Genomic DNA, 12,517 nt, shown 5'->3' with positions numbered 1-12,517 from the left:
CGAATGAGGTGTTGAAAGGGGTGATAAACAAAGCGTGCCCAAAGGAAAAGCCAATCTGGACATCTGATGTGCGTGGCTTAGGGTTATCTTTCACAGTGGCGCGCAACGCAGGGAGCACATCATGGAAAAATTCGGGAAAAGTCAGGCGGTCAAACGCACGGAAGATATCCGCTTTCTCACGGGTGAAGGGCGTTATGTAGATGATATCACGCCACAAAACGCGTTGTTTGGCGTGGTCTACCGCGCCCCCGTCGCACATGCTGACATTACTGCGCTGAACGTCGATGACGCGCGCGAAGCTGATGGCGTACACATGGTGCTCACCGCCAAGGACCTTGAAGATATGGGCGTCACCCTGCCCATGGCAGCCAGCCTTTTGAAAAAGCGCGATGGCAGTCGTGGGGATCGCACTGTGAGACCACTGTTAGCACAGGGACGTGTGCGTTTCGTCGGCGAACCCGTCGCGATGGTCTTTGCAGAGACCCTACAGCAAGCGAAAGACGCGGCTGAATTGATCGAATTCGACTATGACGAGCTGCCCGTGCATATGGACCTCGCAGCTGGGGGGGCACCTGTGCACGACATCGCCCCAAACAATATTGCGTTCGATTGGGTGCTGGGCCACGAGGATGCATTTGAAGCGGCCTTCAAAGCTGCCGCGCATCAGATTGATGTGGATATCGAGGACAACCGGATCATCGTCAACTCGATGGAGCCGCGTGGTTGCTATGCAGAGATCTCTGAGGGCCGTGTGCATGTGGCGCTCAACGGGCAGGGGGTGTGGGCACCGAAAGACCAGCTCGCCACGCATCTGGGGATGGCGCCTGAGGATATCCGCGTGACCAACCCCGACACGGGCGGCGGCTTTGGGATGAAAGCGATGATGTATCCCGAATACGCCATTTGCGCCGCCGCTGCGCGCACTTTGGGGCGGCCCGTGCGCTGGATGTCGGAACGCACGGAAGCCATGCTCAGCGACAATGCGGGGCGCGATCTCACCAGCCGTGTGCAAATGGGCTTTGATGTGGATCACAAGCTGGTCGCCTACAAAGTCCACTCCATCGCCAACATGGGCTCATATAATTCACAGTTCGCGCAACCCATTCAGACAGAACTCTTCTCCAAGGTCCTCACGGGGTGTTATGACGTGCAAGCGGTGTTCCTTCATGTGGAGGGCGTTTACACAAACACAACTCAAGTGGACGCATATCGCGGCGCCGGCCGTCCCGAAGCGATCTACGTGCTGGAACGCGCAATGGATTACGCCGCACGCACGATCGGCACGGATCCGTGGGAGCTACGTCGCCGCAATTTTATCGCACCCGATGCTTTCCCTTATGCGACGGCAGGACAAGTCACCTATGACGTCGGCGATTTCGGCCGCGTTTTGGGCGTTGCGCAAAATAAGTGCGACCTGACTGGCTTTGCAGATCGGCGCAACAAGAGCCAATCCGCAGGTAAATTGCGTGGCATGGGGCTTTGTTACTATATCGAAAGCATTTTGGGCGATCCTTCAGAAACATCAAAAGTGGTGTTCTTCGAGGAAGGGGATCGTGTGCGCATTTATGTCGGCACCCAAAGCAACGGGCAGGGCCATGAAACGGTTTATGCGCAGTTCTTGTCGGATCAAACGGGCATTGCGGCAGATAAGATTGACGTCATTCAAGGCGACAGTGACCTTATCGCGACGGGGGGTGGCACGGGTGGATCACGTTCCGTCACGGTGCAAAATACCGCAACCCTTGCGACTGTTGAAAAGATGATCGCCCAATTTACACCATTCTTAGCAGAGAAGATGGGCGTGAGCGAGGAGAGCATCATGTTTGATGATGAGGCCTTTAGAGCAGATGGCTCCAATGAGAGCTATACGATGGTAGAGGTTGCAGAATTGGCGCGCGCGGACGGGCGCGAGGATCTGTTGAACGTTGAGGCCCGCATCACGCTTGATGCTCGCTCTTTTCCCAATGGTGCTCATATCGCGGAGGTAGAGATCGATCCCGAAACCGGAGTTACCCAAGTGGATCGCTATACAGTCGTCGATGATTTTGGAAATCTTATCAACCCTATGCTGGTTGCAGGCCAAGTACATGGCGGCATCATTCAAGGCCTCGGGCAAGCGCTGACAGAACGGGTTGTCTATGACGAAGACGGCCAGCTCCTCACGGCAAGTTTTATGGACTACGCAATGCCGCGCGCAGATGATAGCCCAATGATTTCTTTCTCTACAGAAGCGGTGCCAACAGCCACTAATCCGATGGGCATGAAGGGCTGCGGTGAGGCGGGAACAGTCGGCGCTTTGGCGGCGATCGCCAACGCGGTTCAAGACGCGGTCGCACCACTCGGTATCGAAAAAGTTGATATGCCCTTCACCCCACATCGCATGTGGCAGATGATTTCAAAGGCAAACAAGGCGGGCTCTCTTGCGGCTGAGTAAACGCATATCCCTTTGGCTCAGCGGTGCTTTGCGCCGTCGCCGTCAAAGCCCGCGCACCGCAGCGCGCGCGGCCCAAACCCATGTGGTGATCTTTGATGGCACCATGTCTTCTTTGGATGACGGGTACGAAACCAACGCGGGGCGCACCTATAAGCTGCTCTGCGAAGCCGACCCTGACATGTTGCTTTATTATGAAGCGGGCGTGCAATGGCGCGGATTGCGCTCTGCGCCGGATGTAATGCTGGGGCGAGGGATCAATCGCCTAATTCGCCGCGCTTACGGGTTTCTCGCCTCGCGTTATCGCCCAGGAGATCGCATTTCTCTACTTGGCTACTCGCGTGGTGCCTTTGCTGTGCGCTCACTCGCGGGGGTGATTGATCGTGTAGGTTTGCTCACTGCTGCGCATTCAGAAGAAAGACATATACGCACAATTTATCGCATCTACGAAAGCGGTGAAGGACGCGTCGATCACGAAAATTTTGTGGCAGAGCATTGCCATGACAACGCCCCCATCGAAATGGTGGGTGTCTGGGATACGGTCAAAGCGCTTTGCAATGGTCTGCCTGTGTTCTGGCGGTGGAGTGCGCCCAAACATGCGTTTCACAACCGCGATCTGGGTCGCTCCATCCAGCACGGGTTTCACGCACTCGCGCGCGATGAAACACGCAACAGTTACACCCCTGTTTTGTGGACTTGCCCCGAAGATTGGCAAGGCCGCATCGAACAAGTTTGGTTTCCGGGCACCCACGGCGATGTGGGCGGCCAGCTTGGTGGCCTTGAAGCGGCACGCCCGCTCGCCAATATTCCGCTGGTCTGGATGTTAGAACGTATGGAAAGCTGTGGTTTGGTTTTTCCAGAAGACTGGCGCGCGCGTTTCACGCAGAATCCAAGGGCGGCTTCGGTCAGCACATGGCGCGGGTTTGGCAAGCTGTTCTTATTTCGCAAACGCCGCCGCATCGACAACGACATTTGCGAACGCATACATCATTCCGTCTACGCGCGTTAGCAGCGCGATCCGCCAACGCTAAGCGGTGGTCTAACCGCAGGCCTCAAACAACGCTGGCGCGGTGCGAGCAGCGTTTAATCAAGCGTTGTTTGGTTTCATAATGATGCAAGTGGTTGTTCCCAAAGCATAAAGCTTATTATCCGAAACCCCGCGAATTTCACCATGGGCAATCCCGGTCGAGCGGCCCGTGTGATCCGTGACGCCAATTGCATCAACCTCTGTGCCCAAAGGAATGGGGCGTAGGATATTCACCTTATACTCCAAGGTCGTATAGACGCTGCCTTTCGGAATCTTCGTCATCACAGCGCAAGCCATGGCACTGTCCAAAAGTGTGCCGTACCAGCCGCCATGCACTGTCCCCAAGGGATTGCAGTGATCAAAAAGCGGCGTGCCGCGAAACACGATTCGCCCGTCGCCGACAGCATTTAGTTTATAATTCAGAACTTTGCCGATGGGTGGCGCAGGATGCTTGCCGTCCAAAATACCTTGCATAAACGCCACGCCAGTGATGTCGAGCACCTCAGCGAGGGACATCAGATCATCAAGGCTTTGGGCGTAATGCATGGGCGCGGCTCCTTATTTCACGACCAAGCTAGAAGGCGTGAGCCCGCGCCGCAATCGTCAATTACGCAACGTTTTGCAGATCGATCTTCGGCGTGACCCCTAGCGCGTGACACACATCACGGGTCAACTCAGGACGGTTCAGTGTATAAAAATGGAATGCATCAACGCCGCCCTCCATCAGATCTGAACACAATTCCGTGCAAATCGCAGTTGCAAGTAGATCGCTGCGCCCATCGCGCTCTGCTGTCTCAAACGCGTCATTCAGCCACTGCGGGATCTCTGTGCCACACCGCTTCGCGAAATTGCGCGTGCCTTTCCAATTCTCGATTGGCAGAATGCCGGGCAGAATGGGCGCTGTGATCCCCGCTTTAACGCAGGCATCGCGAAAGCGGAAAAATGTGTCTGCCTCAAAGAAAAATTGAGTGATCGCTTCGCTCGCGCCCGCGTCCAGCTTGGCCTTGAGCCAATCAATATCCGCCTGCGCACTTGCCGCCTCTGGATGGCGGTCGGGATAGGCCCCGACGCGGATCTTGAAATCGCCCGTTGCGCTCAGCGCCTCAATCAGCTCGACAGAATTGGCAAACCCACCCTCAACAGGTGTGAACCTGTCCTGCCCTTTTGGCGCATCGCCACGCAAGGCTACGATTTCACGCACGCCTGCTTTGGCGAACTCTTTAGCAATTCCAAGGGTTTCTTCGCGTGTAGCGTTTACACAGGTCAAGTGTGCAGCCACGTTCAGGCCGCTTGATTTATGCAAGGTTGCGACCGCATCCCGGGTCAGATCACGCGTTGTGCCGCCCGCGCCGTAAGTGACGGAGACAAAGGTCGGATCAAGCGGGGATAAAACCTGCACTGTGTCCCAAAGCCGGAACGACGCCTCTAACGATTGCGGTGGAAAAAACTCGAATGAAACCTGAGGCGCGTTCATGATAACTGGATCCTTTATGAATTTCGCTCTTGTCGCACGAAGGTGATTGTGAAACAAATTCATATTACTCAAGACCTTCATGAGGCGCGCTCAGGTATGCATATTGAATTCAGACATCTTCGAACGATCAAAGCGATTCACGAGAATGGCGGACTGGCCAAGGCTGCAGATCAATTGCACATCACGCAAAGTGCGCTCAGCCATCAGATCAAGGGCTTGGAAGATCAGGCAGGTGTCGAACTTTTCGTGCGCCGTTCCAAGCCGATGAAGCTGTCTGCAGCGGGGTTTCGCCTGCTGCGTTTGGCCGAGAAAATCTTACCAGAAATTGATGCGATGCAGGCGGAATTCAGCGGTTTGCGCGATGGCAAATCGGGCCGTTTGCACATCGCCATTGAATGCCATGCTTGCTTTGAATGGCTCTTTCCTGTGCTCGAAGCGTTCCGCAAACTCTGGCCTGATGTGGATGTGGATATCAAACCTGGGCTTGCCTTTGACGCGTTACCTGCCCTGCAAAAGGAAGAGGTGGATCTGGTCGTCAGCTCCGACCCTGAGGACCTGAAGGGGGTCGAATTCAGCCATCTTTTTGATTACGCACCTGTTTTTGTGTCTTCTTCCCAGCACCCCTTGGCGCAAAAACCCTATATCGATGCAGAAGACTTCAGGGGGCAAACCTTGATTACATACCCCGTTGATCGCGCGCGCCTTGATATTTTTAGCCAGCTTTTGACGCCCGCCAAAGTCGAACCCGCCGCTATTCGGCAAGTGGAATTGACGGCCGTTATTCTTCTGCTCGTCGCCTCCAATCGCGGCATTTCCGTTCTGCCCGATTGGGTCGTGCGCGAGGTGAAATACTCCTCTGACTACGTGACACGCCCGCTCAGTGAAACGGGCCTTACCCGCCAACTTTTCGCGGCCACACGCGATGAAGATATCACCAAACCCTACATGTTGGATCTGATCCGTTTGGCCAAAGAAGAGGCCGCGAAATTGCAAAACGCTTAAGCGCTTGGCAAATGGCGCGTGCCTGCCTATACCGCGCGCCTAAACACCTCACATTTTAAGGACGATCCCGCCATGCAAGGCAGCGCAAATCTAAACGTGATGATAAAAGCGGCGCGCAGGGCCGGACGTAGCTTAGCCAAGGACTTTCGCGAAGTCGAAAATCTGCAAGTTTCGCGCAAAGGCGCCGGCGACTTCGTCAGCAAAGCGGACCTGTCTGCGGAAAAGATTATCAAAGAAGATTTGATGGACGCGCGGCCCACTTACGGTTGGCTCGCCGAAGAGGGTGGCGCAGATGAAGGCGCAGATCCGACACGTCGCTGGATCGTTGATCCTTTGGATGGCACTACGAATTTTCTACACGGCCTGCCGCATTGGGCTGTCTCTATTGCGCTCGAGCACAAAGGCCAGATCGTTGCGGGTGTTATTTATGACCCCACTAAAGACGAGATGTTTGTCGCCGAAAAAGGTGCGGGCGCTTGGATGAATGATCAACGCCTGCGTGTGTCTTCGCGTCATTCGATGATCGAGAGCCTGTTTGCGACAGGCATTCCTTTCGGTGGTCGCGCGGATTTACCCGAGACGATCAAAGATGTTGCCAAGATTGCACCCTCCGTTGCAGGTATTCGCCGCTTTGGTGCGGCTGCGCTTGACCTCGCCTATGTAGCTGCGGGCCGCTATGAAGGGTTTTGGGAGCGACGTTTGAATTCCTGGGACATGGCTGCGGGTCTTGTGATTGTGCGCGAAGCGGGTGGATTTATTGAGCCCTTGAACCCGAAAGGGGACATATTCGCAGACGGTGAAGTGATCTGTGCGAATGAAGCTATCTTCTCTACATTTGCAAAAGTGATCCGCTCTTAAGGTTTCGAATTGCTTGCGCAATCCGAATTAAGCGAGGGGCCAGCCCCTCGCGCTCCCAGAGGTATTTTTGGACCAAAAAAGTGGGATGGCGCAAAATGTCATGGCATTTGTCGATTTCGTTGCGGTGCAGGTGTGCATTCTGAGGGAAGGTGAAGTCTATGCGGATGTTGATTTCCTTTGTAGCTTTGTTTTTGTCAGTCGCTTTGTTGCAGCTGTCATCGGGCGGTGTTGGGCCGCTTGATGCTTTGTCTGGCATTGCACTAGGATTTAGTACGACGCAGATCGGCCTGTTAGGATCGGCCCATTTTGTCGGGTTTTTCATTGGTTGTTGGTGGGCCCCGCGTCTCATGGGAAGTGTCGGGCATAGTCGCGCGTTTGCGGCCTTTACCGCTTCGGGCGCGATTGGGTTGTTGGCCCATATGTTGATCATAGATCCCTACGCTTGGGCGTTGATGCGGACCGCATCCGGCTTGTGTGTCGCGGGTTGCTATACGGTGATCGAGGCGTGGTTGCAGGCCAAAGTGAACAATGAGACTCGCGGGCGTACGATGGGCGTGTACCGGATTGCCGATATGGGGGCGTCCTTGGTGGCGCAATTGATGATCGGGGTGCTCGAACCTGCGTCCTATGTGTCCTACAACTTGCTCGCGCTGTTGTGTTGCGCCGCACTTTTGCCGATGACTTTGACTAAAGTGAGCCAGCCCAAAACGCCAAGCGCGCCACGTTTGCGGCCAATGTTGGCGGTGGCACGATCACCTTTGGCAGCGGCAGGGGTGATTGTCGCCGCGCTTTCAAGTGCGTCCTTCAGGATGGTTGGACCGATTTATGGGCAAGAGGTTGGGTTGCGCCCCGATCAGATCGCCTATTTTCTTGCGGCTTTCGTTTTGGGCGGCGCTTTGGCGCAATATCCGATTGGCTGGCTTGCGGATAAGTTTGACCGACGTTGGGTCTTGATTGGATTGTCCGCCGCGGCTGTCATCAGTTGCATGGTGACCAATGTGATTGGGGCAGGGGGCACGGCTGCGATCATGGCGGGGGCTGTGTTCTTTGGCCTCACCACGTTCCCGATTTATTCGGTGGCTGTGGCGCACGCGCATGACTTCGCCTCCGATGATGAGCGGGTCGAATTGTCCGCTGCACTCATGTTCTTCTTTGCGCTTGGTGCGATTGCATCACCGCTGGTGTCGTCGACTTTGATCAATTTGTATGGGCCGTCGGCCTTGTTCATAATGATCGCGACTGGGCATTTGGTGCTGATCGCTTTCGGTCTGATCCGTATGCGCGCGCGCGATACTGTGGAGGACAAGACCCGCTATGTTTACGCGCCGCGCACATCATTTGTGATCGGGCGACTGGTCGGCAAGTCGCGCAAACGCGATTGAGGTCTGGCACCGCACATCGCGCTGGGCTAAACGGGGGAACGTTCACACAAAAGGCGCATCATGGCTCGGCATCTCATCACTTCGGCGATCCCTTATATCAATGGCATCAAACATCTTGGCAATCTGGTGGGCAGCCAATTGCCTGCGGATCTCTACGCACGGTTCCAGCGCGCGCGCGGGAATGAGGTTTTGTTCCTTTGCGCCACAGATGAGCACGGCACACCGGCTGAATTGGCCGCTGCGAAAGCGGGAAAACCTGTCGATGAGTACTGCGCTGAAATGTGGGCTGTGCAGGATGAGATCGCCAAGGGCTTTCGCATGTCGTTTGATCATTTTGGCCGTTCTTCATCTCAACAAAACCGCGACTTCACCCAGCACTTTGCAGGGCGTTTGGCGGATGAGGGCCTGATCGAGGAAGTCACGGAACAGCAGATTTATTCCAATACTGACGGGCGTTTTTTACCTGATCGCTATATCGAGGGCACATGCCCCAATTGCGGATTCGAGAGTGCGCGTGGCGATCAATGTGACAATTGCACCAAGCAGCTTGACCCGGTTGATTTGATCAATCCGTATTCAACGATCTCGGGTTCCACCGATCTGGAAATGCGCGAGACCAAGCATTTGTATCTGCGTCAAAGCCAAATGAAAGACCAGCTGAGCGAATGGATCGAGAGCAAAAACGATTGGCCTGTGCTGACCACCTCGATTGCGAAGAAGTGGTTGCATGATGGCGATGGTCTTCAGGATCGCGGGATCACGCGGGATCTGAGCTGGGGCGTGCCCGTGAAGCGCGGCACAGAGGATTGGCCGGGCATGGCGGGTAAGGTCTTTTATGTGTGGTTCGATGCGCCGATTGAATACATCGCTTGCGCCAAGGAATGGGCCGATGCCAATGGCAAGTCTGATGCGGATTGGCAGCGCTGGTGGCGCACCGATATGGGTGCGGAGGATGTGCGTTACACCCAGTTCATGGGCAAGGATAACATTCCTTTTCATACATTGAGCTTCCCTGTGACGATTCTAGGCTCAGGCGAGCCATGGAAGCTAGTCGATTACATCAAGGGCTTGAATTACCTCAATTATGATGGCGGTCAGTTCTCTACCTCGCGCGGGCGCGGTGTGTTTATGGATCAAGCCTTGGCGATCTTGCCAAGCGATTATTGGCGTTGGTGGCTCTTGAGCCACGTGCCAGAAAGCAGCGATAGCGAATTTACGTGGGAGAATTTCCAAGCCTCTGTAAATAAGGATCTCGCGGATGTGCTTGGTAACTTTGTCTCGCGCGTGACCAAATTCTGCCGCTCCAAATTCGGCGAAGTGGTGCCGGAGGGCGGTAAATGGGGCGAACAGGAAGAGGCTTTGATCGCGGAGCTGACAACTCGTGTGCGCGCTTATGAGGGCCACATGGATGCCATGGAAGTGCGCAAATCCGCGTCTGAATTGCGCGCGATCTGGGTGGCGGGTAATGAGTATTTGCAAACGGCGGCACCTTGGGTGACGTTCAAAGAGGACCCCGAAAAGGCGGCGGCGCAGATCCGTTTGGCTTTGAACTTGATCCGTCTTTACGCGGTTCTGTCAGCGCCGTTCATTCCCGATGCGGCAGAAGATTTGATGAAAGCGATGCACACGGAAGATGCAGAGTGGCCGGATGATATCAGCGCGGCGCTTGGCAGTTTGGCTGTGGGGGACGCGTTTACTGTGCCCGATGTGACCTTCCGCAAGATCACTGATGACGAGCGTGAAGAGTGGCAGGCACGTTTCGCAGGTACACGCGACTAGAGGCCGAGTATGCTACGCAGCGATGGCAGGATCAGCGCCGCAAGAACACCAATCGCGGCACCTAGCCCGAAGCGCACGAAAGCTGTACCAAAACGAGGGGCCGCGACGCTCAGCACACCGCACACAAGGGCGTAAAAGCCGAGAACTGTAATATCCATGCGCGTAACTTAGCAGAGGCGCGCAGTTTTTTCACCTCTTAAGTACGCCAAACGCCCCGCGCAGCATGGAGTGCTGGCAGGGAGGCGTGGTTGTGGGGCGGTAAACGGTGTGGCAGGCCTGCCGAGAACGTATCTGTTGATCACATCCAAAGCAGCGCTTTGGGTCTGTTTTAAAACAAGGGCACCTTGACCGGAATGTTTACCGTTGGTCTTAAACAAGATGGGATCGTGGATCGTGCCGTTCTTGAGCTCAGGCTCTGTTTTAGCGTATTGCGCGTTAACACACTGAGAAGGATGCGCGCGGTGAGCAGGGCATGACGCAAACACATCCAGAGTTACGCGTGGATTTCGTGAACGGCCCTGTCGCGCATCGCCTCCGCTTTGGCGGCGGGCGCGGGCAGGACTTGCCCAAGGCGATGGGCCTACGCGCGGGTAAGACTCCCACGGTGATTGATGCAACGGCGGGTCTTGGACGCGATGCGTTTTTGCTGGCCTCTTTGGGGGCGGATGTGACGCTGATCGAACGCTCCCCCAAGATGCACGCGTTGCTTGAAGACGCGATGGCGCGCGCGACGCAAGAGGGGGGCGATTTCGGAGAGATTATGGCGCGCATGACTCTGCTTCACGGCGACGCAAAAGATCTCTTGTCTAATTTGATAGCCGACGCGATCTTAATCGATCCGATGCATCCGCCGCGTAAGAATTCTGCACTGGTGAAACGTGAATTGCGTCAAGTGCGCGAGATTGTTGGGACGGATGAAGACGCCGCTGATTTACTGCGCGTGGCTTTAGAGTGTGCGCAAAAACGCGTGGTTTTGAAGTGGCCCGCAAAGGCTGATCCAATCGCAGATGTGCGAGCGTGTTCTCATCAAATCATAGGAAAATCAACGCGCTATGATGTGTTTATGATTGCCTAACTCGCGTCTTTCCAGGTGACCGGAGTGACGTATACGATGCTGTCATCTGCGCTCAGCATCACGTCGCCCTCTTGGATATTCACCTGCACTTTCATCGACCGATTGGCGAGTTCGGCCAAATTTTGTGTGTCGCTTTGCGCAAGGTTCACGACCTTCAGATTATCAAAACGCGTCGTGCTGTTCTTGATCTTATCCCACCACATTTCCGCGGTGGAGCCATAGGCATAAACGATCACCTGTTTTGATTTCCCACTGGATTGACGCACGATCTTTTCGCTGGGCAGGCCAAGCGCGACCCAAAGCTCTAGTTCACCACTTAGGGATTTTTGCCAGATATCGGGTTCATCGTCGGAGGAGAGGCCCTTGGTCATTTCCAGATGCTCGTGAGCGTTAAGCGCGAAGGCCAGCACACGTACCATCAAGCGTTCATCGGTTTCGGATGGATGCTTGGCGATGGTGAGCTTGTGGGTCTCGTAATAATGCTGATCCATGTCAGAGATGGAGATTTCGACTTTATAAATTGTAGATTTCTGCGCCATTATGCGTGCCACCTTTGTGAAGTTGGGGCTGCGTAATGTGTTTGGAGGAAGATGGGAAGAGGAGCGGGGATGCCCGATCGGCCCCATCTGTTCCTGAGTTATCAGAAAAATACTTGCTATAATAGTGAACAAATTAGGCTGGAAAGGGCGGTTCGTAACATCGTGAACTCTTTATAGTTATTAAAATAGTTATGAAAATCAGCACCTAAAAACTGAAAGTAGCATAGGGAGGAACTTGCTCAAAGAAGAAGAGTGCCTTCGGCCATTTTGGAAAAACAGATACTTGCCGATTACGGTCCTTTCTAAAGAACCTATGGGTTGTGCTTATCGCCCCTTGCCACAAACCCCCACCCCGACTATACGCCCGCAAGGGGCAAACCGTGCCACGTACGAATCAATTATACGCCGTGTTCGGCCACTCCCGTCGCTGGGGGTCGCATCCGGCAAAGGAGAAGCGACATGAAACTGAATGAACTGCACGACAATCCAGGTGCCACGAAAAAACGCAAGCGTATTGGTCGCGGTGTTGGTTCCGGCATGGGTAAGACTGGTGGCCGTGGTATCAAAGGTCAAAAATCCCGCTCAGGTGTAGCGATCAAGGGTTTTGAGGGTGGCCAGATGCCTCTCTACCAACGTCTTCCAAAGCGTGGTTTCAACAACATCAACGCCAAAACACACTCCGTTGTGAACTTGGGCTTGATCCAGAAATTTGTAGACGCAGGCAAGATCGACGCGAAAGCAGCGATCACCGAGGAAAGCCTTGTAGCTTCCGGCCTCGTACGTCGTATCAAAGACGGTATTCGCGTGCTGGCGAAGGGTGAAGTGACGACCAAGCTGAATATCACAGTGACAGGTGCTTCTAAAGCAGCGGTCGATGCGGTGGAAAAAGCGGGTGGCTCACTGACGGTCACAAAAGTACCAGCGGCTGAATAAGAGGTTGTGACGGGGCA

At 54.8% G+C, this 12,517-nt stretch carries 12 protein-coding genes; 8 read left to right on the top strand and 4 right to left on the bottom strand.

What is annotated here, in order from left to right; translation table 11 throughout:
• Positions 1–121 precede the first annotated feature (121 nt).
• Entirely contained in the window at positions 122–2,434 is a 2,313-nt protein-coding gene (locus QZ280_RS10685) for a xanthine dehydrogenase family protein molybdopterin-binding subunit (RefSeq protein ID WP_293443839.1), read from the top strand.
• Positions 2,421–3,440: a DUF2235 domain-containing protein gene (locus QZ280_RS10680; protein ID WP_365734560.1), complete on the top strand. Its 1,020-nt coding sequence runs from the start codon at positions 2,421–2,423 to the stop codon at positions 3,438–3,440. Before QZ280_RS10685 ends, QZ280_RS10680 begins: the two co-directional genes overlap by 14 nt.
• Positions 3,441–3,518: 78 nt before the next feature.
• On the opposite strand, the gene QZ280_RS10675 is transcribed toward QZ280_RS10680, so the two are convergent.
• Together QZ280_RS10675 and metF are read right to left on the bottom strand one after the other, a co-directional pair.
• Positions 3,519–4,004, bottom strand: a complete 486-nt coding sequence (locus QZ280_RS10675) for a PaaI family thioesterase (protein ID WP_293443836.1) — start codon at positions 4,002–4,004, stop codon at positions 3,519–3,521.
• A gap of 61 nt (positions 4,005–4,065) precedes the next feature.
• Positions 4,066–4,932 (bottom strand): methylenetetrahydrofolate reductase [NAD(P)H], encoded by an 867-nt coding sequence (metF, locus tag QZ280_RS10670; protein WP_293443833.1) that lies wholly within the window; start codon positions 4,930–4,932, stop codon positions 4,066–4,068.
• Between the two features lie 96 nt (positions 4,933–5,028).
• Here metF and QZ280_RS10665 point away from each other — a divergent pair, with 96 nt between their 5' ends.
• From QZ280_RS10665 to metG, 4 genes are all read left to right on the top strand, one after another.
• Positions 5,029–5,934 carry a LysR family transcriptional regulator gene (locus QZ280_RS10665; RefSeq protein WP_293443830.1) on the top strand — a complete coding sequence of 302 codons (906 nt, stop codon included), beginning with the start codon at positions 5,029–5,031 and terminating at the stop codon, positions 5,932–5,934.
• A 72-nt stretch (positions 5,935–6,006) separates the two neighbouring features.
• The gene (locus QZ280_RS10660) at positions 6,007–6,792 is read left to right on the top strand and encodes an inositol monophosphatase family protein (RefSeq protein ID WP_293443827.1); all 786 of its coding nucleotides are present in this window, start codon (positions 6,007–6,009) and stop codon (positions 6,790–6,792) included.
• Positions 6,793–6,950: 158 nt separating this feature from the next.
• Positions 6,951–8,174 (top strand): MFS transporter, encoded by a 1,224-nt coding sequence (locus QZ280_RS10655; protein ID WP_293443824.1) that lies wholly within the window; start codon positions 6,951–6,953, stop codon positions 8,172–8,174.
• Between the two features lie 60 nt (positions 8,175–8,234).
• Positions 8,235–9,953 carry a methionine--tRNA ligase gene (gene metG / locus QZ280_RS10650; protein ID WP_293443821.1) on the top strand — a complete coding sequence of 573 codons (1,719 nt, stop codon included), beginning with the start codon at positions 8,235–8,237 and terminating at the stop codon, positions 9,951–9,953.
• On the opposite strand, the gene QZ280_RS10645 is transcribed toward metG, so the two are convergent.
• Complete coding sequence (locus tag QZ280_RS10645; protein WP_293443818.1) at positions 9,950–10,111, bottom strand: hypothetical protein; 162 nt, start codon at positions 10,109–10,111, stop codon at positions 9,950–9,952. The two genes, metG and QZ280_RS10645, sit on opposite strands and share 4 nt — an antisense overlap.
• A 314-nt stretch (positions 10,112–10,425) precedes the next feature.
• Between QZ280_RS10645 and QZ280_RS10640 the strand changes: the two genes are divergently transcribed.
• Positions 10,426–11,028 (top strand): class I SAM-dependent methyltransferase, encoded by a 603-nt coding sequence (locus QZ280_RS10640; RefSeq protein WP_293443815.1) that lies wholly within the window; start codon positions 10,426–10,428, stop codon positions 11,026–11,028.
• Here the strand turns inward: QZ280_RS10640 and QZ280_RS10635 are convergent.
• Positions 11,025–11,567 carry a YaeQ family protein gene (locus tag QZ280_RS10635; protein WP_293443812.1) on the bottom strand — a complete coding sequence of 181 codons (543 nt, stop codon included), beginning with the start codon at positions 11,565–11,567 and terminating at the stop codon, positions 11,025–11,027. The genes QZ280_RS10640 and QZ280_RS10635 overlap by 4 nt on opposite strands.
• 459 nt (positions 11,568–12,026) lie before the next feature.
• Between QZ280_RS10635 and rplO the strand changes: the two genes are divergently transcribed.
• Entirely contained in the window at positions 12,027–12,500 is a 474-nt protein-coding gene (gene rplO / locus QZ280_RS10630) for a 50S ribosomal protein L15 (RefSeq protein ID WP_293443809.1), read from the top strand.
• Positions 12,501–12,517 lie beyond the last annotated feature (17 nt).

Source organism: Planktotalea sp. (assembly GCF_018607995.1).
Lineage (GTDB): Bacteria > Pseudomonadota > Alphaproteobacteria > Rhodobacterales > Rhodobacteraceae > Planktotalea.
Note: the sequence above shows the minus strand (reverse complement) of the source record. Positions and strands in the feature narration are given on the sequence as shown.